This window comes from Pseudomonas sp. LBUM1664 (assembly GCF_059695895.1).
Genome location: NZ_CP166791.1, coordinates 971,417 through 990,108, shown reverse-complemented (window position 1 = coordinate 990,108; position 18,692 = coordinate 971,417). Strand labels below are relative to the sequence as shown.

The 18,692-nt window shown below is 60.4% G+C and carries 18 protein-coding genes; 14 read left to right on the top strand and 4 right to left on the bottom strand.

Annotated features, from left to right (window positions below; translation table 11 throughout):
• Nucleotides 1-58 precede the first annotated feature (58 nt).
• The 5 genes from pgi to ACA047_RS04580 all read left to right on the top strand — a co-directional run bounded on the left by pgi (nt 59) and on the right by ACA047_RS04580 (nt 8,416).
• On the top strand, nt 59-1,723 hold the full coding sequence (gene pgi / locus ACA047_RS04600) for a glucose-6-phosphate isomerase (RefSeq protein WP_497357082.1): 1,665 nt from the start codon (nt 59-61) through the stop codon (nt 1,721-1,723).
• A gap of 242 nt (nt 1,724-1,965) precedes the next feature.
• Nucleotides 1,966-3,903: an acetate--CoA ligase gene (gene acs, locus ACA047_RS04595; RefSeq protein ID WP_497357080.1), complete on the top strand. Its 1,938-nt coding sequence runs from the start codon at nt 1,966-1,968 to the stop codon at nt 3,901-3,903.
• 146 nt (nt 3,904-4,049) lie between these two features.
• The gene (locus ACA047_RS04590) at nt 4,050-5,066 is read left to right on the top strand and encodes a class I SAM-dependent rRNA methyltransferase (protein ID WP_497357078.1); all 1,017 of its coding nucleotides are present in this window, start codon (nt 4,050-4,052) and stop codon (nt 5,064-5,066) included.
• A gap of 118 nt (nt 5,067-5,184) precedes the next feature.
• Nucleotides 5,185-8,118, top strand: a complete 2,934-nt coding sequence (locus tag ACA047_RS04585; protein WP_497357076.1) for a DUF748 domain-containing protein — start codon at nt 5,185-5,187, stop codon at nt 8,116-8,118.
• A 1-nt stretch (nt 8,119) separates the two neighbouring features.
• The gene (locus ACA047_RS04580) at nt 8,120-8,416 is read left to right on the top strand and encodes a DUF2845 domain-containing protein (RefSeq protein ID WP_497357074.1); all 297 of its coding nucleotides are present in this window, start codon (nt 8,120-8,122) and stop codon (nt 8,414-8,416) included.
• A 300-nt stretch (nt 8,417-8,716) separates the two neighbouring features.
• Here ACA047_RS04580 and ACA047_RS04575 read toward each other — a convergent pair whose 3' ends face one another.
• Together ACA047_RS04575 and ACA047_RS04570 are read right to left on the bottom strand one after the other, a co-directional pair.
• Nucleotides 8,717-9,070 carry a BON domain-containing protein gene (locus tag ACA047_RS04575; RefSeq protein ID WP_497357072.1) on the bottom strand — a complete coding sequence of 118 codons (354 nt, stop codon included), beginning with the start codon at nt 9,068-9,070 and terminating at the stop codon, nt 8,717-8,719.
• A 290-nt stretch (nt 9,071-9,360) separates the two neighbouring features.
• Entirely contained in the window at nt 9,361-9,771 is a 411-nt protein-coding gene (locus tag ACA047_RS04570) for a pilin (protein ID WP_497357070.1), read from the bottom strand.
• Nucleotides 9,772-9,994: 223 nt separating this feature from the next.
• On the opposite strand from ACA047_RS04570, the gene pilB reads away from it, so the two are divergent.
• From pilB to yacG, 5 genes are read left to right on the top strand one after another with little or no spacing between them, the layout of a single operon-like run.
• A complete protein-coding gene (gene pilB, locus ACA047_RS04565) occupies nt 9,995-11,695 on the top strand; it encodes a type IV-A pilus assembly ATPase PilB (RefSeq protein WP_497357068.1) in 1,701 nt (566 codons plus the stop codon).
• Nucleotides 11,696-11,697: 2 nt separating this feature from the next.
• Entirely contained in the window at nt 11,698-12,915 is a 1,218-nt protein-coding gene (locus ACA047_RS04560) for a type II secretion system F family protein (protein ID WP_497357066.1), read from the top strand.
• 1 nt (nt 12,916) lies between these two features.
• On the top strand, nt 12,917-13,786 hold the full coding sequence (locus ACA047_RS04555; protein WP_497357064.1) for a prepilin peptidase: 870 nt from the start codon (nt 12,917-12,919) through the stop codon (nt 13,784-13,786).
• 12 nt (nt 13,787-13,798) lie between these two features.
• Entirely contained in the window at nt 13,799-14,422 is a 624-nt protein-coding gene (coaE, locus tag ACA047_RS04550) for a dephospho-CoA kinase (protein WP_497357062.1), read from the top strand.
• Nucleotides 14,419-14,619, top strand: a complete 201-nt coding sequence (gene yacG, locus ACA047_RS04545) for a DNA gyrase inhibitor YacG (RefSeq protein ID WP_497357060.1) — start codon at nt 14,419-14,421, stop codon at nt 14,617-14,619. The genes coaE and yacG overlap by 4 nt, the downstream gene beginning before the upstream one ends.
• On the opposite strand, the gene ACA047_RS04540 is transcribed toward yacG, so the two are convergent.
• A complete protein-coding gene (locus tag ACA047_RS04540) occupies nt 14,616-14,831 on the bottom strand; it encodes a hypothetical protein (RefSeq protein WP_497357058.1) in 216 nt (71 codons plus the stop codon). The genes yacG and ACA047_RS04540 overlap by 4 nt on opposite strands.
• Nucleotides 14,832-14,894: 63 nt before the next feature.
• A complete protein-coding gene (locus ACA047_RS04535) occupies nt 14,895-15,581 on the bottom strand; it encodes an energy-coupling factor ABC transporter permease (protein WP_497357056.1) in 687 nt (228 codons plus the stop codon).
• Nucleotides 15,582-15,724: 143 nt separating this feature from the next.
• On the opposite strand from ACA047_RS04535, the gene ACA047_RS04530 reads away from it, so the two are divergent.
• From ACA047_RS04530 to ACA047_RS04515, 4 genes are all read left to right on the top strand, one after another.
• Nucleotides 15,725-16,351 (top strand): DUF1780 domain-containing protein, encoded by a 627-nt coding sequence (locus tag ACA047_RS04530; RefSeq protein WP_497357054.1) that lies wholly within the window; start codon nt 15,725-15,727, stop codon nt 16,349-16,351.
• Nucleotides 16,348-16,875, top strand: coding sequence for an MOSC domain-containing protein (locus tag ACA047_RS04525; RefSeq protein WP_497357052.1), 528 nt, complete (start codon nt 16,348-16,350; stop codon nt 16,873-16,875). The genes ACA047_RS04530 and ACA047_RS04525 overlap by 4 nt, the downstream gene beginning before the upstream one ends.
• A 52-nt stretch (nt 16,876-16,927) precedes the next feature.
• Nucleotides 16,928-17,101 (top strand): DUF3094 family protein, encoded by a 174-nt coding sequence (locus tag ACA047_RS04520; RefSeq protein ID WP_039593877.1) that lies wholly within the window; start codon nt 16,928-16,930, stop codon nt 17,099-17,101.
• A gap of 117 nt (nt 17,102-17,218) precedes the next feature.
• The gene (locus ACA047_RS04515; RefSeq protein ID WP_497357050.1) at nt 17,219-18,517 is read left to right on the top strand and encodes an NAD(P)/FAD-dependent oxidoreductase; all 1,299 of its coding nucleotides are present in this window, start codon (nt 17,219-17,221) and stop codon (nt 18,515-18,517) included.
• Nucleotides 18,518-18,692: the final 175 nt, after the last annotated feature.

Below are 18,692 nucleotides of genomic sequence, written 5' to 3'. Positions count from 1 at the left end.
CCGCGCCGGAATTTTTAGTGTACAAAAGGCCGTTCAAGTAAAAAGGAAACCCGCAGCGATGGCGTATTACCGAACCCCTCATGACGTGACCGCTCTGCCTGCCTGGCAAGCGCTGAATGACCACCGCAAAGCCATGCAGGATTTCAGCATGCGCGAAGCGTTTAATGCCGATCCGCAGCGTTTCAGTCAATTCACCCTGTCGAGCTGTGGCCTGTTTCTCGACTACTCAAAAAACCTGATCAACGCCCAAACCCGCGACCTGCTGGTGGGCCTGGCCAATGAAGTCGACCTCAAGGGCGCGATCAAGTCGCTGTTCGAAGGCGAAATCGTCAATGCCTCCGAAAACCGCCCAGCCCTGCACACGGCCCTGCGTCGGCCGGTGGGCGATAAATTGCTGGTGAACGGCGTCAACGTGATGCCGGACGTGCACAAAGTGCTGAACCAGATTACCGATCTGGTGGGCCGCATTCACGACGGCCTGTGGCGTGGCTACACCGAGAAGCCGATCACCGACGTGGTGAACATCGGCATCGGTGGCTCCTTCCTCGGCCCGGAACTGGTGTCCGAAGCGCTGTTGTCCTACGCGCAAAAAGGCGTTCGCTGCCACTACCTGGCAAACATTGACGGCAGCGAGTTCCACGAGCTGACCATGAAGCTGCGCGCCGAGACCACACTGTTCATCGTCTCGTCGAAATCCTTCAACACCCTCGAAACCCTGAAGAACGCCCAGGCCGCCCGCGCCTGGTACCTCGCCCAGGGCGGCTCCGAAGCGGAGCTGTATCGCCATTTCATCGCTGTATCGAGCAACAACGCGGCCGCCGTGGCCTTCGGCATCCGCGAAGAAAACATCTTCCCGATGTGGGACTGGGTCGGCGGGCGTTACTCGCTGTGGTCGGCCATCGGCCTGCCAATCGCCCTGGCCATCGGCATGTCGAACTTCAAGGAATTGCTGTCCGGCGCCTACTCCATGGACCAGCATTTCCAGAGCGCACCGTTCGAGCAGAACATGCCGGTGCTGCTGGCGCTGTTGGGCGTGTGGTACGGCAACTTCTGGGGCGCGCAAAGCCACGCGATCCTGCCGTACGACCATTACCTGCGCAACATCACCAAACACCTGCAGCAATTGGACATGGAATCCAACGGTAAAAGCGTGCGCCAGGACGGTACGCCGGTGTCTACCGACACGGGCCCGGTGATCTGGGGTGGTGTCGGTTGCAACGGTCAGCACGCTTACCACCAGTTGCTGCACCAGGGCACCCAGTTGATCCCGGCCGACTTCATCGTGCCAATCGTCAGCTTCAACCCGGTTTCTGACCATCACCAGTGGCTGTACGCCAACTGCCTGTCCCAGAGCCAGGCACTGATGCTGGGCAAAACCCGCGCCGAAGCCGAAGCCGAGCTGCGGGACAAGGGCGCGAGCGAAGAAGACGTGCAGAAACTGGCGTCCCATAAGGTGATCCCGGGCAATCGTCCGAGCAACACCCTGGTGGTCGAACGCATCAGCCCACGCCGCCTCGGCGCACTGGTGGCGCTGTATGAACACAAGGTGTTCGTGCAAAGCGTGGTCTGGGGCATCAACGCCTTCGACCAGTGGGGCGTGGAACTGGGCAAAGAACTGGGCAAAGGCGTCTACAACCGCCTGGTGGGCAGCGAAGAAACCCCGGCCGATGACGCCTCGACCCAGGGCTTGATCAACTACTTCCGCGGGCGTCATCGCGGGTGATAGTCTGAGAGGGCGGCTCACCCGCCCTGTCGCTTTTCGTTCAGGACAGTTCCTACGGCCCGGGTTACCCGCAAACCGTGGGGTACACGGCACTGTAGGAGCGGCCGAAGGCTGCGATCTTTTGATCTTGATCTTTCACTTGGCGCTCAAGTGCATTGAGAGAAAAGATCGCAGCCTTCGGCAGCTCCTACGACGGTCGTGCAGCTCCCCTCTTGTCGCAAAAACAAGAATAAGGAACCGTCATGTTCGATATCAGCCAGTACCCCCAAGCCGATGCCGTCCGCCGGGCTGCGCTACTGAGTCAGGACCAATACCAGCGGCTCTATAAAGAATCCATCGAACACCCCAGCGCCTTCTGGGCCGAGCAGGCCACGCGCTTTCTCGACTGGATGACGCCCTGGCAAACCGTCCAGCGCTATGACCTCAAGATCGGCGACGCCACCTGGTTCGCGGGCGGCAAGCTGAACGTCAGCGCCAATTGCATCGACCGACATCTGGCAACACGTGGCGACCAGACGGCGATCATCTGGGAAGGTGACAACCCCGCCGAATCTGCACAAATCACTTACAAAAAACTCCATCACCATGTTTGCCGCCTGGCTAACGTGCTGAAAAATCGCGGCGTGAAGAAAGGCGACCGAGTCTGTATTTACATGCCGATGATTCCGGAAACGGCCTACGCCATGCTCGCCTGCACCCGTATCGGTGCGGTGCATTCGGTGGTGTTCGGCGGCTTTTCGCCGGATTCGCTGCGCGATCGGATTCTCGACGCCGATTGCCGCACCGTGATCACAGCTGACGAAGGCGTGCGCGGGGGGCGCTTTGTGCCGCTCAAGCGCAACGTCGACAAGGCGCTGGAAAGCTGTCCGAATGTCAGCACCGTACTGGTGGTCGAACGCACCCAGGGGGAGGTGAACTGGGTCGAAGGTCGTGACCTGTGGTACCACCAGGCCATGCACGACATGAGCGACGACTGCCCTCCCGAACCGATGGACGCCGAAGACCCGTTGTTCATCCTCTATACCTCCGGCAGCACCGGCAAACCCAAGGGCGTGCTGCACACCACCGGCGGCTATCTGCTGCAAGCGGCGATGACGTTCAAGTACGTCCTGGACTACCGCGACAACGAAGTGTTCTGGTGCACCGCCGATGTCGGCTGGGTCACCGGCCACAGCTACATCGTCTACGGCCCGCTGGCCAATGGCGCCACCACATTGATCTTCGAAGGTGTGCCGAGCCACCCCAGCAGCTCACGCTTCTGGCAGGTGATCGATAAACATCAGGTCAACATTTTCTACACCGCCCCGACCGCCCTGCGCTCGCTGATGCGCGAGGGTCCCGGACCGTTGCAGGAAACGTCCCGTAAAAGCCTGCGGTTGCTCGGCACTGTCGGTGAGCCGATCAACCCGGAAGCGTGGGAATGGTACTTCAACGTGGTAGGCGGGCAGCGCTGCCCGATTGTCGATACCTGGTGGCAGACCGAAACCGGCGGCATCATGCTCAGCCCGCTGGTGAGTGCCCCGCGGCTCAAGCCGGGCTGCGCCACCCGGCCGATGTTCGGCGTGCAGCCCGTGCTGCTGGACGACGTGGGCAAGGAAATCACCGGCGCCGGCAGTGGGGTGCTGGCCATCAAATCCAGCTGGCCGGGGCAGATTCGCAGCGTCTACGGCGACCATCAACGAATGGTCGACACCTACTTCAAGCCCTACCCCGGCTATTACTTCACCGGCGACGGCGCCCGTCGCGACGAAGACGGCGATTACTGGATCACCGGGCGCATCGACGATGTGATCAACGTTTCCGGGCACCGTATCGGCACCGCCGAGGTGGAAAGCGCCTTGGTGCTACACGACAACATCGCCGAAGCGGCGGTCGTCGGTTACCCCCATGACCTCAAGGGCCAGGGCATCTATGCCTTTGTCACGCCGATGAACGGGGTCGAGGCCAACGACGAGTTGAAGAAGCAATTGCTGGCCCACGTCAGCAAGGAAATCGGCAGCTTTGCCAAACCGGAACTGATCCAGTGGGCGCCAGCACTGCCCAAGACCCGTTCGGGCAAGATCATGCGGCGCATCCTGCGCAAGATCGCCTGCAACGAGCTCGACAGCCTCGGCGACACCTCGACCCTGGCCGACCCCAGCGTCGTGGAGGGGCTGATCGACAAGCGCCTCAATCGCTGAGCCAGACGACTCGGTTCCCCTGAGGCACCGAGTCCCTGTGGCGAGGGGATAAATCCCCTCGCCACAGATAAAACCCTCGCCACAGATGGGCGTCTGGCCCATAACTGCTAAACTCCCGCGCTTCATTTCTTTAAGGCGCGCCCGGCATGTCTTCCTTGAATCAGGCGCTGCGCGCCGCCCTCGACCAACGTCAAGACCTGCTCGGCCAATTGCACCCGCAAGGCACTGATTGCTATCGCCTGTTCCACGGCAGCCAGGAAGGCGCGCCCGGCCTGACCATCGACCGCTACGGCCCGCAACTGCTGGTGCAGAGCTTCCATCAGTCGCTGGAACGCGATGCGTTGCTGCAACTGCACGGCATCGTCAATGAATGCCTGGGCCTGGACACCCTGCTGGTCTACAACGACCGTGCCCGGGGCAATTCGCGAATCGACCGCCAGGATACGGTGTATCAGGCTGACGACGCAGCCCTGCAAGACCTGGTCGGCCATGAATGGGGCCTGAACTATCGCGTTCGCGGGCGCCATGCCGGGCAGGATCCCTTGCTGTTTCTCGACCTGCGCAACGCCCGGGGCTGGGTCAAGGAACACAGCCGAAACAAAAGCGTGCTGAACCTGTTCGCCTACACCTGCGGCGTAGGCCTGAGCGCCGCGGCCGGTGGTGCGCGGGAGGTGTGCAACCTGGACTTCGCCGAAGGCAACCTGGCGGTCGGGCGCGAAAACGGCCTGCTCAACCCCGATTTGCCAACCATGGAATTCGTGCAATCGGATTACTTCCCGGCGATCCGCCAACTGGCCGGCCTGCCCATCAGCCAGCGACGCGGGCAGAAGTTGCCAAGTTACGTGCGCCTGGAGCAACGCCAGTACGACCTGGTGCTGCTCGACCCGCCGGCGTGGGCCAAGAGCGCGTTCGGCACTGTCGACCTGTTGCGCGATTACCAAAGCCTGCTCAAACCGGCACTGCTCAGCACTGCCGACAATGGCGTACTGATCTGCTGTAACAATCTGGCAAAAGTCTCCATGGATGATTGGCGCGAACAGGTGTTGCGCTGTGCGGAAAAAACCGGCCGCCCGGTGCGCGAATGGAGCGTGCTGACGCCCGGCAGCGATTTCCCCTCGCTGGACCAGCAACCGCCGCTCAAGACCCTGATCCTGCAACTCTGAGCCCGCTCCTGAATTCTTACGGCGAAAACGGACAAATCTCATAAATCACAGTGGCTTCGGAACCGTAAACGCATGCCATACTCCAAGGCATTCCGATTCAGACTAGATGAAGCCACACATGCCCAAAGGATTGATTCGCGCTTTCGGCGCCCTGTTGACCGCACTGGCCCTCTACAGCCTGTTGGGCTTTCTGATATTGCCAGGCGTCGCCTTGCGGATCGCCAATCAACAACTGGCCGAGCATGCGACGGTGCCGGCCCAGATCCAGCGCATCGAACTCAATCCTTTCAGCCTTGAAGTCACCCTTTGGGGCCTGACTGTCGGCGAACCGGGCAAGGAACAGGTCGGCTTCGAACGGCTGTACGCCAACCTGCAACTCGACAGCCTGTGGTCCGGCGCCCTGCACCTGGTCGACATCGAGCTGGACAAGCCCAAGACCGAGGTCGTGTTCGCCAAGGACGGTCAGTTGAACCTGTTGGGGCTGTTCAAGCTGCCGGCCAGCGAACCAACGCCTGCCGATCCCGAGGCCAAGCCGTTTCCCCTTAGGGTCGAACGAATCAAATTAGCCGGCGGATATGTGCACTTCCAGGACTTGCGGCCCAGCGAGCCCATCGAGTTTCTTTACGACACCCTCGATTTCGAGCTGAAAAACCTCAGCACCCTGCCCGACGACAACGCCGACATGACCCTGGTGGCCGCGGGCCCTGAAGGTGGGCAGATCGATTGGAGCGGCAATTTCAGCCTCACGCCGATTGCCTCCGAAGGCAAACTCAAAGTCACCGGCGGGCAGATGAAAGCCTGGTGGCCCTACGTGCGCGACGCGTTACCGCTGGCACTGGAAAACGGCGTGCTGAACCTCAGCACCGACTACAAGCTCAACCTGGCCAAGGGCACCGAACTGCTGCTCAACAACGTGGCCGTCAGCATCGCGCCCTTCTCCCTCAAGGCGCCCGATGGCCGCCCATTGGTGAAACTCGAACGCCTGGATATCAGTGAAACCACGGTAGACCTGGCCAAACAGCAAGTGATAGTGGGCAAGATCCGCAGCCAGAAGCTGGAAACCTGGGCCGCTCGCGAGGCAGACGGGCAACTGGACTGGCAGAAACTCTTCGCCAGCCAGCCGGCCAAACCCCAGGTCAAGGTCGAGCCGGCGTCGGCTCCGGCAGCCGCCGATTCGCCTCAACCCAAACCCGAGACACCGAGCAAACCGTGGCAGGTGTTGTTGAAGGACGTGCAACTGCGCGACTACCAGGTGCATCTGGCCGACCGCCAGGCGCAGCCAGCCGTGGCACTGGAAGTCGGCCCGCTGAACCTCGACTTGCAGAACTACGACACCCTCAATGGCTCACCCTTTACCCTCAAGCTGGAAACAGGCCTGGGTAAACAGGGCAAGATTCTGGCCGATGGCGAAGTCAACCTGAACCCGGTTACCGCCAGGCTCAAGGTCAAGACCCAGGACATCGACCTGCGGGTCGCCCAGTCGTACATCAACCCGTTCATTCGCCTGGAGCTGCGCTCCGGGATGCTCGGCAGCGATCTGGCGGTAGACCTCAAGAGCACCGAGCCGCTGGCATTCACGGTCACCGGCCGCGCGCAGGTCGATCAACTGCACACCCTCGATACCCTCAAGACGCGCGACTTCCTCAAGTGGCAGCGTCTTGTGCTCGAGGGCCTCAACTATCAGCACGGCGACAGCCTGTCCATCGACAAAGTCAACCTGTTCCAGCCTTACGCGCGCTTCATGATCAACGACGACCGCACCACCAACGTCGATGACCTGCTGATCCCGCAACCGGCTGACAGCGGTACAAAAAACACGGCTGCCAAACCAGCCTCCCAGGAAAAACCCCTCGGCATTCACGTCGGCGGTATTGCCATCAATGACGGCTCGGCCAACTTCGCCGACTTCAGCCTGACGCCCAATTTCGCCACCGCCATCCAGCAGCTCAACGGCGAGATCGGCACCATCGACAGCCGCCAGGCCAAACCGGCCAGCGTGGACATCAAGGGCAAGGTCGACCGCTACGCACCTGTCACCATCAAAGGTGCGGTCAACCCCTTCGACCCGATGGCCAGTCTCGACATCGCCACCAGTTTCAAACGGGTCGAGCTGACGACCCTGACGCCCTACTCCGGCAAGTTCGCCGGTTATCGCATCCGCAAGGGCCGGCTCAATCTTGACCTGCATTACCGGATCACCAAGGGCCAGCTCCAGGCCGAAAACAAAGTGGTGGTCGAGCAATTGCAGCTGGGGGAAAAAGTCGACAGCCCGGACGCCGTGAGCCTGCCGCTCAAACTGGCCATCGCGCTGCTCAAGGATTCCGAGGGCAAGATCTCCATCGAACTGCCGGTTACCGGCAACCTCAACGATCCGCAATTCAGTGTCATGCCGATTGTCTGGCAGACCCTGCGCAACCTGGTGGTTCGGGCGGCTCAGGCGCCGTTCAAACTCATCGGCGGGCTGGTGGCCGGTGGCGGTTCGCAAGACCTGGGCAATGTGTCGTTCGCGCCGGGCTCCAGCGACCTGAGCAAGGAAAACGAAGGCGTACTGCTCAAGCTGTCCGAGGCCCTGGGCAAACGCCCGGAACTGCGTCTGGAGATCGAGGGCACCGCCGCCGAAAGCAGCGACGGCCCGCTCCTCGCCGCCCAGCGTCTGGAGCGCGAATACCAGTACAACTACTACAAGATGCTGCAACGCCGGGGCGACAAAGTACCGGCCCAGGCTTCGCTGCTGCAGGTGCCCGAAGATGAAAAGGCCCCACTGCTCGAGGGCATCTATCGCACCCGTCTCAAGACCCAGCCGCCAGCCGAATGGGCGCAACTGGATAAAAAAGCTCGCACCGACAAACTGCGTGAAGGCGTGATCAAGTTCTGGAGCGGCAGTGACGTACTGTTGCGCCAACTGGGGCAGGAACGGGCCGGCAGCATCAAGGACTTCCTGGTGGACAAGGGCCACTTGGCCGACGACCGTGTGTATTTCATCGACGCCAGCCTGGGCCAGGCCGAAAGCGACGGGCGCGTGATCACCCTTCTGCATCTGGATGCCGAATAAGTTGAAGCATCTGTACGGGCTCAGCCTGGGTTTTCTGCTCGCCACCGGCCAGGCGTTGGCTGCCGATACGCTGCGCTGTGGCAGCCAGCTGATCAGCGTCGGTGATCGTTCAAGTGAAGTGCTGCAAAAATGCGGCGAGCCTGCGGCGCGGGATGATCTGGGCTATAAGCGCAGCGTCAATCGCCGGGAAGAATACCCGGTGGAAGAATGGACCTACGGCCCCAACAACGGCATGTATCAGTACCTGCGTTTCGAGGGCAACCGGCTGGTGCAGATCACCAGCCAGCGCGGGCGCTGAGCTTGTCCAGGACAATGTGTTTGATGTGCCGCCGCCATCGCGAGCAGGCTCGCTCCCACGGGTTTTGGTGAACCTATGGGAGCGAGCCTGCTCGTGATGGCGGCAACCCGGTTCTTCAGTCTGGTCCGCAATCTGGCGGCAGATTGATCCATCCCAGAATAGAACAGGCCCCCGGCACGAATGACGGGGGCCTGTAATGGCCACGTCCGTGTGGCCTTCGCATGAACTCCAAAGCAACGGCAGACGTATATCTGAGCCCGCTTGCCGTGCCTTCTCCCGTTCAGGCGAGAAGCTTGAGCCTTATTCGGCTTTCAGGCCGTCAGCCGATACGGCTTTGACGCCTTTGATCTTTTTGGTAATAGCCACGGCAGTGGCCTTCTGAGCATCGGTCACGGCAACAGTCGAAGACAGGGACACAACGCCTTTATTGGTTTCCACTTTGATGTCAGTACCTGGAATGCCTTTTTCGGTAACCAGGTCGGCTTTGACCTTGGTGGTGATCCAAGTATCAGAGGTGGCTTCTTTGGCCTCCGTCACTTCGCCAGCAGCCAGCAGCATCGGAGCCTGAGTTGCTTGAGTGGTCTCGGCGAATGCGCTAGCCATGGTCAGGGTCAGAGCGGTAGCGGCGGCGGCAGTGATAGCGAACTTCTTCATACGAGTAACTCCTGTTTTTCTCAAAAACTGCCGGACGTGCATCCCGGCAGGGTTGTCAGGAGTAGTGCGAACGTTGTGCCAGTTTTGAAATTTAAAACAATTCCTTTTAAATCATTGAGTTAAGCGAAGCGGTGATTTTCATAATCATGCAAAATGCAAGACTCACTGATTCTGGACATGCAAGTTGCAGGTTTTGGCGTCCTTCTAAGCTTATGAATTTCAGAGGTTTTCTGTGGTGAGGGAGCAAGCTCCCTCACCACAATCAAGCGAAAACCGACATCAGGGACCTGCTAAACACCCGTGCAGTTTTTCGGCAGGTATTCCTGGGCGGCCGTGGAGGCACAGCTCCAAACTCCCGTTGCCGAACGGCTGAAGGTGATCGTTTTACCCAGTATGGGCGAAGACGCATTAAGGATTGTGCAAACGATACTGCCCACTCCGGTCGAAGCAACGCCTGAAGCAGTCATCGTGCAGTTGCTGGTGGGCGATGTGCCGCCAATGTTGGCCAGCGTTGGGTCTGTGCCTTGATTCATGACGTCCTCGAACGGCACCTGCAACGCGGAGGCCTCCGCCAGACCCGCCGTCACCTTAGCCCGAGACTGGTACTTGGAATATTGCGGCAACGCAAACGTCGCCAGAATGCCGATGATCGCCACAACGATCAGCAGTTCGATCAGGGTAAAGCCACTCTGCTTATTCATAGACATCTCCAATGCATGAGGTGAATCTCATGACCTGAAGCGACCGTTGCACGGCACATGCCAACCTTCCCGGTCCCGCCAGCAGGGGGGTTCAACCAGCACGACTCCTGCGTCCTACCCCAACAACCGCACTATCTGACGTTTTTTGTCACCCTTCCCCGCTGGTTTGGCGTCGATGCTTGACTAGGCTATAAGTCATGAACTGTCTGCGTCCGGTACTCCCATGAATGACATCGCCCTAAGCGGCCTGACCAAGCAATTGGTGCTGGCCGAACTGATCACCGAGCAAAATGCGCAGCAAGCGTACCAACAGGCCCAACGCAATCGCATACCTCTGATCAGTTATCTGGTGCAAAACAAACTGGTCCAGAGCCGCCAGGTCGCAGAAATCGCCTCGGAACATTTCGGCGTCGCCCTGCTGGACCTCAACAGCCTGGACAAAGAAACCCAGCCCACTGGCCTTGTCAGCGAAAAACTGGTGCGCCAACATCACGCCCTGCCGCTGTGGCGGCGCGGCAACAAGCTGTTCGTGGGGATCTCCGACCCCACCAATCACCAGGCCATCAATGACATCCAATTCAGTACCGGCCTGACCACCGAAGCGATCCTGGTGGAGGACGACAAGCTCAGCGACGCCATCGAGAAGTTTTTCGAATCCAGCAACACGGGCCTGGAAGGAATGGGCGATGTCGACCTCGACGGATTGGACATCGAGTCGATCGACGACCACAAGCAAGACTCCATAGCCAGTCAGGACACCGACGACGCGCCGGTGGTGCGGTTCGTCAACAAAATGCTGCTGGACGCGATCAAGGGCGGCTCCTCCGACCTGCACTTCGAGCCCTATGAAAAAATCTACCGGGTGCGGGTGCGTACCGACGGCATGCTGCGGGAGGTGGCCCGGCCACCGATCCAATTGGCCGGCCGCATCGCCGCGCGCCTCAAGGTCATGGCCAGTCTTGATATCTCCGAACGGCGCAAGCCCCAGGACGGCCGGCTGAAAATGCGCCTGTCAAAAACCAAGTCCATCGACTTCCGGGTCAACACCCTGCCCACGCTTTGGGGCGAAAAAGTGGTGATCCGGATCCTCGACCCGTCCAGCGCGCAAATGGGCATCGATGCCCTGGGCTACGAGCCGGACCAGAAAGAGCTGTACATGGCGGCCCTCAAACAGCCCCAAGGGTTGATCCTGGTGACCGGGCCGACCGGCTCGGGCAAGACCGTGTCGCTCTACACCGGGCTGAATATCCTCAACACCGTGGACATCAACATTTCCACCGCTGAAGACCCAGTGGAAATCAACATGGAAGGCATCAACCAGGTCAACGTGAACCCACGCCAAGGGCTGGATTTCGCCCAGGCCCTGCGCTCGTTCCTGCGTCAGGACCCGGACGTGATCATGGTTGGCGAAATCCGTGACCTGGAAACCGCCGAAATCGCCATCAAGGCAGCCCAGACCGGGCACTTGGTGCTCTCGACCCTGCACACCAACAGCGCCGCCGAAACCCTGATCCGGCTGCACAACATGGGCATCCCGGGTTTCAATATCGCCACGGCGGTACACCTGATCATTGCCCAGCGACTGGCGCGCAAACTGTGCCCACATTGCAAGAGGGCCATCGAGATTCCCGAGGAAACCCTGCTCAAGGAAGGTTTCCCCCGGGAACGCATCGGCTCGTTCACGATCTATGAGCCGGTCGGTTGCGAACAGTGCAACCTTGGCTACAAAGGGCGCGTGGGGGTTTACGAAGTGGTCAAGAACACACCCGAGCTGCAACGGCTGATCATGGCCGAGGGCAACTCGCTGGAAATCGACCTGCAAATGCGCAAGGACGGTTTCAATGACCTGCGCACATCAGGGCTGTTCAAAGCGATGCAGGGCATCACCAGCCTCGAGGAAATCAACCGGGTCACCAAGGATTGAACATGGCGGTCAAGGCAGTAAAAACCGATGTTTACACTTGGGAAGGCAAGGACCGCAAGGGCACCAAAATGACCGGCGAGCTGACCGGCCAGAGCCCGGCCCTGATCAAGGCCCAATTGCGCAAGCAAGGCATCAACCCCGAGAAGGTGCGCAAGAAATCCACTTCGATATTCAGCAAGGGCAAACGCATCAAGCCCCTGGACATTGCCCTCTTCACCCGCCAGATGGCAACGATGCTCAAGGCCGGCGTGCCCCTGCTACAAGCGTTCGACATCATTGGCGAAGGCTTCGACAACCCCAACATGCGCAAGCTGGTGGACGAGGTGAAACAGGAAGTCGCTGCCGGTAACAGCTTCGCCGCGGCGTTGCGCAAGTGCCCGCAGTACTTCGACGAGTTGTATTGCAACCTGGTGGACGCCGGCGAACAGGCCGGCGCCCTGGACACGCTGCTGGATCGGGTCGCGACCTACAAGGAAAAGAGCGAAGCCCTCAAGGCCAAGATCAAGAAAGCCATGACCTACCCGGCGGCCGTGGTGCTCGTTGCAGCCGTGGTCACGGGCATCCTGCTGGTCAAGGTCGTGCCGCAATTCGAATCGGTGTTTGCCGGGTTCGGCGCAGAACTGCCGGCCTTCACGGTGATGGTCATCGGCCTGTCGGAGTTCATGCAGCAATGGTGGTGGCTGCTGCTTGGCGGGCTAGTGGGTGCATTTTTTGGCGTGAAATACGCCCTCAGGCGCTCCCAGGGTTTTCGTGACTGGCGCGATAAATGGCTGCTCAAGCTGCCACTGATAGGCACCTTGATGTACAAATCCGCCGTGGCCCGCTACGCCCGGACGCTTTCCACCACATTCGCCGCCGGCGTGCCGCTGGTGGAAGCCCTGGATTCGGTCTCGGGCGCCACCGGCAACGTGGTGTTCAAACGGGCGGTGCAGCGCATCCGCCAGGACGTCTCGACGGGCATGCAGTTGAATTTTTCCATGCGCACCTCAGGCATATTTCCGAACCTGGCCATCCAGATGACCGCCATCGGCGAGGAATCTGGTGCGCTGGACGACATGCTCGACAAAGTGGCGAGCTTTTATGAGGTCGAGGTGGACAACCTGGTGGACAATCTCACCAGCCTGATGGAACCGTTCATCATGGTGGTCCTGGGGGTGGTCGTCGGCGGCCTGGTGGTTGCCATGTACCTGCCCATCTTCCAACTCGGCTCTGCGATCTGACATGCCCCTGACCGAATTCTTCGTGCTTTATCCCCTGGCCTTCGTGCTCATTGCGTTGCTGCTCGGGCTGATCATTGGCAGTTTTCTCAACGTGCTGGTGTGGCGCCTGCCAAAGATGCTCTCGCGGGAATGGCGCCTGCAGGCCCATGACCTTCTGGGCCTGCCTGCCGAAGCACCCGGCCCGGTCTACAACTTGATGCTGCCCCATTCCCAATGCCCCCACTGCGGTCACCGCATCCGGGCCTGGGAAAATATCCCGCTGCTGAGCTACCTGATATTGCGCGGTCGCTGTTCCAACTGCGCTACGCCCATCAGCAGGCGTTACCCCCTGACCGAACTGGCCTGCGGCGCCGTGTCGGCGTTCGTCGCCTGGCATTTCGGTTTTGGCTGGCAGGCCGCGATGGTGATGGTGTTTAGCTGGGGCCTGCTGGCAATGAGCCTGATCGATGCCGAACATCAATTGCTGCCCGATACGCTGGTACTGCCGTTGTTGTGGCTGGGCTTGATCGTCAACAGCTTCGGGCTGTTCGTCTCCTTGAGCCAAGCGATGTGGGGTGCGGTGGCCGGCTATCTGGTGCTGTGGTCGGTGTTCTGGGTATTTAAATTGATCACTGGCAAGGAGGGCATGGGCTACGGGGATTTCAAGCTGCTGGCGATGCTGGGAGCCTGGGGGGGCTGGCAAATCTTGCCGTTGACGTTGCTGCTGTCGTCGCTGGTGGGGGCCGTTGTCGGGGTGATTGTGCTGCGCATGCGTGATGCTCCAGTGTCGACGCAGATCCCCTTCGGGCCCTATCTGGCAATTGCCGGCTGGATTGCCTTGCTCTGGGGTGGTCAAATAACCGACTTCTATTGGCAGTCTGTCGGTTTCTAATGTCGATTTCTTATGAGTAGCCCCGTGGAAAAACCCTGGATTCTCGGCCTGACCGGAGGCATCGGCAGTGGCAAAAGCGCGGCGGCCCAGCACTTTATCGACCTGGGCGTGCACGTCGTCGACGCCGATCACGCCTCGCGCTGGGTGGTCGAACCGGGGCGCCCGGCGTTGGCAAAAATAGCCGAACACTTCGGCCCAGGCGTATTGCAGGCCGACGGCACGCTGGACCGAGCGGCCCTGCGTAAACTGATCTTTGAAAATGCCGAGGAACGCCGCTGGCTCGAGGCGCTGCTGCATCCGCTGATCGCCGAGGAAATCGCTCATCATCTGGCCCAGGCACAATCGGCCTACGCGATTCTGGTATCGCCGTTGTTGATCGAGTCGGGGCAGTACACCATGACTCAGCGGATTCTGGTGATCGATGCGCCGGAACAATTACAGATCGAACGCACCTTGCAGCGCGACCAGACCAGCGAGCAGCAGGTCCAGGCGATTCTCAAGGCCCAATCCAGCCGCCAGGACCGCCTGAGCCAGGCCGACGACGTGGTGGTCAACGACCGCGACCTCGCTTGGCTGCACAGCGAGGTCGAGCGCCTGCATCACTTTTACCTTACTTTGCGTGGAGGCCAGTCATGAGCCAAACCCCAACCGTCGATTGCCCAACCTGTGGCGCCCCTGTGGAATGGAGCATGGAGAACACCTTCCGGCCGTTCTGTTCTGATCGCTGCAAACTGATCGACCTGGGCGCCTGGGCGTCGGAAGAACACAAGATTCCGGTCAGCCCCGATGCCGAGGATGACCTGTTCAGCGAAGATTTCGAGCCTCGCCATTAAGGCCGCATGAAACCGTAGTCCTGCTCATCGTCGAGATTCTCCGCCAGGAAGCTCAATTCATCGGCCAAATCTTCAACGCTGCGCACTGTCTTGCTCTGCTGCACGATCGCACTGAGCAAGGCACGCAGGCTCAAGCCCGGGTCAAAGCCGATTTCCACGGCCGCATCGTGGCTGCGCCTGATCTCTTGTCTCGCCCACTCATAAACACTCATGGTTGTGCTCCTGGAAGTTTTCCAGAGCATGAAGGGCGTGTGGCTGCGCAGCCTTGATGTGAATCAAGGCTTGTCGTCATCCTTCCAGGGCGCCGACAGATAACGCGTGCGGTTGAAGGTCTCCAGCCATTCGGGGCTGAACACCACCAGCGCACTGACCACCATGCCGTTGATGAATGCCTCGGGAAAAATGATCAGCCAGAGGTAACCAACGAAATCTTCCAGCCAGTAAGGCATGGCGAACACGCCGTCATACCACAGCAAACCGAGCCCCAGCAGCAGGCACAACAACGCCGAAAGCGCGGCGGCGAGAAACCCCGAACAGAAGATATACACGAACAGATTACGCGGCTGAGCGCGCTCCACCAGGACGGCGCAGCACTCGGTGACCAGCACCGGCAAGAGGACCAGCAGCGCACCGTTGATGCCCACCGCCACCATGTCCTGGCGGCCCAGCAGCACCAGCGCAAGCTGGGCTAAAAGGCCACCCAAGATCGCCAGCGGCCAGTCCAGCAGCAGCGTCACGGCAGTCATGCCGATGAAGTGATACGAGACGCCGGTATCGAAATCCCGTCGCACCAGCCACAACATGAACAGCGCCAACACCGTGCCGAACAGCAAGTGCTGGCGACGGCTGTCGGTGAACAGCTCGACCCACGGCGCCCGCGACACGGCCCAGACCAACACCGGCACATAAACCAGCCAGCCGACCGCCAGGGTCTGCGGTGAGAGCAGTTCGGCACCGATCATGGGGCTACTCCTTTCGCTTGCCCTTGCATCAAATTGAGGGTGATTGCCTCGGCGATTCAAGTCTGCAGTCTACACCCCCCATAATGCCCAATAATCAACGCAACGCTTTCAGCTTGTCGCAATAGAACGCTAAGCTTGGGCTCATGGATGATTCCGATTATTTACGCCTGCTCACCATCGCGGCCGAGCAAGCCAACGCCTTTCTCTCCAATGCCCGCAAATGGGAGCGTGAGCGTTGGGTCTGCCAGCGTCTGCTGCAAGGGCTGAACGTGCCCTATCGCGCCGACGAGTTCGCCCCCGCAGGGGAGCCGCCAGACGTACTGTTTCGTGATGCCAATTTCGAGGTTTTTTTCGTCCTCGACGAAGGTCGTCGCCTCAATGACGAATGGCGCGACGAGCTGCAACGCCGCCGCAGCGCGTTTTCCCTGAGCCAACTGGTGCGCCGCGAAGCCAAGCCCAGGCGGATCCCGGCCAATGAGTTCCTGCTGAGATTGGCCCCGACCTTACGCAAGAAAGCCCACAACTACACCGAACGTGGCATGGACCTGGGGGAGCTGGACATCATCGCCTTCGCCAGCCTCAAGCGTGAAGTGCTGGACCTCAACAGCCATTTCCCGCCGCCGACCGAATACCTGCGCCAGGGTTGGCGTTCGCTGTCCCTGGTGGGGCCGACTTTCGCCCGGGTGCTGTTTGCCCACCCCGGCGCGCCGGACTTCCTGCGGGGTAACCTGGGACGCAGTATTGTGTTTGATGTCGGGATCAGCCTGTGAGCCCGTTGCAGGAACTGATTGCCGCTGTGCCGCAGCAAGGCCGCGTACGCTGGATTGGCGTGCGACCACAGGGCCATGCGCCAATGATTGAACTGGACGCCGTGGAGGCACGCCTGGAAGCCGGCCTGACGGGCGACCATGCCCGGCCCGGCGCACGCAATGCGCGGCAAGTGACCTTGATTCAGTGGGAACACCTGGCCGTGATCACTTCACTGATGGGCCGCCCGGCCGATCGTCCCGTACTGCCACAAGCGCTGCGCCGCAACATTGTGGTCAGCGGTATCAATCTGTTCAGCCTCAAGGGCCGGCGCTTTCGCATTGGCCAGGCCATTTTTGAAACCACCGGTTGGTGCCAGCCGTGTGCGCGACTGGAGCGCAACCTTGGCGAAGGCACGTTCCAGGCCGTACGCGGCCATGGCGGAATCACCGCACGGGTGTTAAACAGTGGAATCATTCGCTTGGACGACAGCTTGAGCGTCGAACCCGTTCCGGCGAGCGGCTACGCTGCTTTCAATGCCGGATAACCGGACGCTGTAACGCCTACACATTTCGCAACGTCTACCTGACGAGGCCTTTATGACCAGCCGCCTGAACCCAGATGACCAGAAGCATGTCGAAGAGTACCTGCAACTGTCCCAGCACCGAGTCGAGCGCCGGCCTTTCCGGCCGTGGATGCTCCTGGTGGTGGTGCTGGCCATCACCATTGGCCTGGGCCTGTTGAGCCGACTGATCAGTTACCTGACGCTATGAGCAGGTGTCGTGCCTCACAAATACTGTTCCTTTTTGACGGCGTCTGTTGTTGTCATGCTGCGTTGCCGCTCGCGCGGGCAACGGCACCGATTTCCTTTAGCCTTGCGAGATATCCCCATGACTCATCGTATTGTCATCGTTGGCGGCGGCGCCGGCGGTCTGGAGTTGGCTACCCGTCTGGGTAAGACTCTGGGCAAGCGCGGCACGGCCAGTGTGATGCTGGTCGACGCGAACCTGACCCACATCTGGAAACCGCTGCTGCACGAAGTGGCTGCCGGCTCCCTGAACTCCTCCGAAGACGAACTCAACTATGTAGCCCAGGCGAAATGGAACCACTTCGAGTTCCAGCTCGGGCGCATGAGTGGCCTGGACCGTGAGCAAAAGAGAATCCAGCTGGCCGCCACCTATGACGATGCGGGCGTGGAACTGTTGCCGGCCCGGGAGCTGGGTTACGACACCCTGGTGATTGCTGTCGGCAGCACCACCAATGACTTCGGCACCGAAGGCGCGGCGCAGCATTGCCTGTTCCTCGATACCCGCAAACAGGCCGAGCGCTTCCATCAGCAACTGCTCAACCATTACCTGCGCGCCCACGCCGGCCAGACCGATGTGGTAGAGCGCATCAGCGTCGCTATCGTCGGTGCCGGTGCCACAGGTGTCGAACTGGCAGCCGAGCTGCATAACGCCGCCCATGAACTGGCGGCCTACGGCCTGGACCGGATCAAACCGGAAAACATGCAAATCACCCTGATCGAAGCCGGGCCACGGGTTCTGCCAGCATTGCCGGAGCGCATCGGCGCACCGGTGCACAAGACCCTGGAGAAACTCGGGGTCAATGTCATGACCAACGCCGCCGTCAGCCAGGTAACTGCCGACAGCTTGATCACCGTCGATGGCAACGTGATCGACGCGAGCCTGAAAGTCTGGGCCGCCGGGATTCGCGCACCGGACTTCCTCAAGGAAATCGACGGGCTGGAGACCAATCGGATCAACCAGCTGCAGGTGCTGCCTACGCTGCAAACCACCCGCGACGAGAATATCTTCGCCTTCGGTGACTGCGCCGCCTGCCCGCAACCGGGGAGCGACCGCAATGTTCCACCTCGCGCCCAGGCGGCACACCAGCAGGCATCGCTGTTGGCAAAATCGCTGAAGCTACGGATCGAAGGCAAGGCGCTGCCCCACTACAAATACACCGACTACGGCTCGCTGATTTCGCTGTCGCGTTTCTCGGCGGTGGGCAATCTGATGGGCAACCTCACCGGCAGCGTGATGCTCGAGGGCTGGCTGGCGCGGATGTTCTACATATCGCTGTACCGCATGCACCAGATGGCGCTGTACGGCATGTTCCGCACGGCAATGCTGATGCTGGGCAGCAAGATCGGGCGCGGGACTGAGCCCAGGCTCAAGTTGCATTGAGGCCTGACTGAAGAACGAGCCTGCCAGCGATTTCGCTGAATCAGCAGCATGGATGTTGACTGACACACCGTTTTCGCGAGCAGGCGCGCTCCCACATCTGATCGCATACTCATGAACCTACTCGGCTACCTGTGGGAGCGAGCCTGCTCGCGATGACGGCAGTGCAGTCTATATC

Excerpts from the sequence above, each read along its gene's own strand:
- pgi (WP_497357082.1), top strand. The coding sequence starts at position 59 with ATGGCGTATTACCGAACCCCTCATGACGTGACCGCTCTGCCTGCCTGG.
- acs (WP_497357080.1), top strand. The coding sequence starts at position 1,966 with ATGTTCGATATCAGCCAGTACCCCCAAGCCGATGCCGTCCGCCGGGCT.
- ACA047_RS04590 (WP_497357078.1), top strand. The coding sequence starts at position 4,050 with ATGTCTTCCTTGAATCAGGCGCTGCGCGCCGCCCTCGACCAACGTCAA.
- ACA047_RS04585 (WP_497357076.1), top strand. The coding sequence starts at position 5,185 with ATGCCCAAAGGATTGATTCGCGCTTTCGGCGCCCTGTTGACCGCACTG.
- ACA047_RS04575 (WP_497357072.1), bottom strand. The coding sequence starts at position 9,070 with ATGAAGAAGTTCGCTATCACTGCCGCCGCCGCTACCGCTCTGACCCTG.
- ACA047_RS04570 (WP_497357070.1), bottom strand. The coding sequence starts at position 9,771 with ATGAATAAGCAGAGTGGCTTTACCCTGATCGAACTGCTGATCGTTGTG.
- pilB (WP_497357068.1), top strand. The coding sequence starts at position 9,995 with ATGAATGACATCGCCCTAAGCGGCCTGACCAAGCAATTGGTGCTGGCC.
- ACA047_RS04560 (WP_497357066.1), top strand. The coding sequence starts at position 11,698 with ATGGCGGTCAAGGCAGTAAAAACCGATGTTTACACTTGGGAAGGCAAG.
- ACA047_RS04555 (WP_497357064.1), top strand. The coding sequence starts at position 12,917 with ATGCCCCTGACCGAATTCTTCGTGCTTTATCCCCTGGCCTTCGTGCTC.
- coaE (WP_497357062.1), top strand. The coding sequence starts at position 13,799 with ATGAGTAGCCCCGTGGAAAAACCCTGGATTCTCGGCCTGACCGGAGGC.
- yacG (WP_497357060.1), top strand. The coding sequence starts at position 14,419 with ATGAGCCAAACCCCAACCGTCGATTGCCCAACCTGTGGCGCCCCTGTG.
- ACA047_RS04540 (WP_497357058.1), bottom strand. The coding sequence starts at position 14,831 with ATGAGTGTTTATGAGTGGGCGAGACAAGAGATCAGGCGCAGCCACGAT.
- ACA047_RS04535 (WP_497357056.1), bottom strand. The coding sequence starts at position 15,581 with ATGATCGGTGCCGAACTGCTCTCACCGCAGACCCTGGCGGTCGGCTGG.
- ACA047_RS04530 (WP_497357054.1), top strand. The coding sequence starts at position 15,725 with ATGGATGATTCCGATTATTTACGCCTGCTCACCATCGCGGCCGAGCAA.
- ACA047_RS04520 (WP_039593877.1), top strand. The coding sequence starts at position 16,928 with ATGACCAGCCGCCTGAACCCAGATGACCAGAAGCATGTCGAAGAGTAC.
- ACA047_RS04515 (WP_497357050.1), top strand. The coding sequence starts at position 17,219 with ATGACTCATCGTATTGTCATCGTTGGCGGCGGCGCCGGCGGTCTGGAG.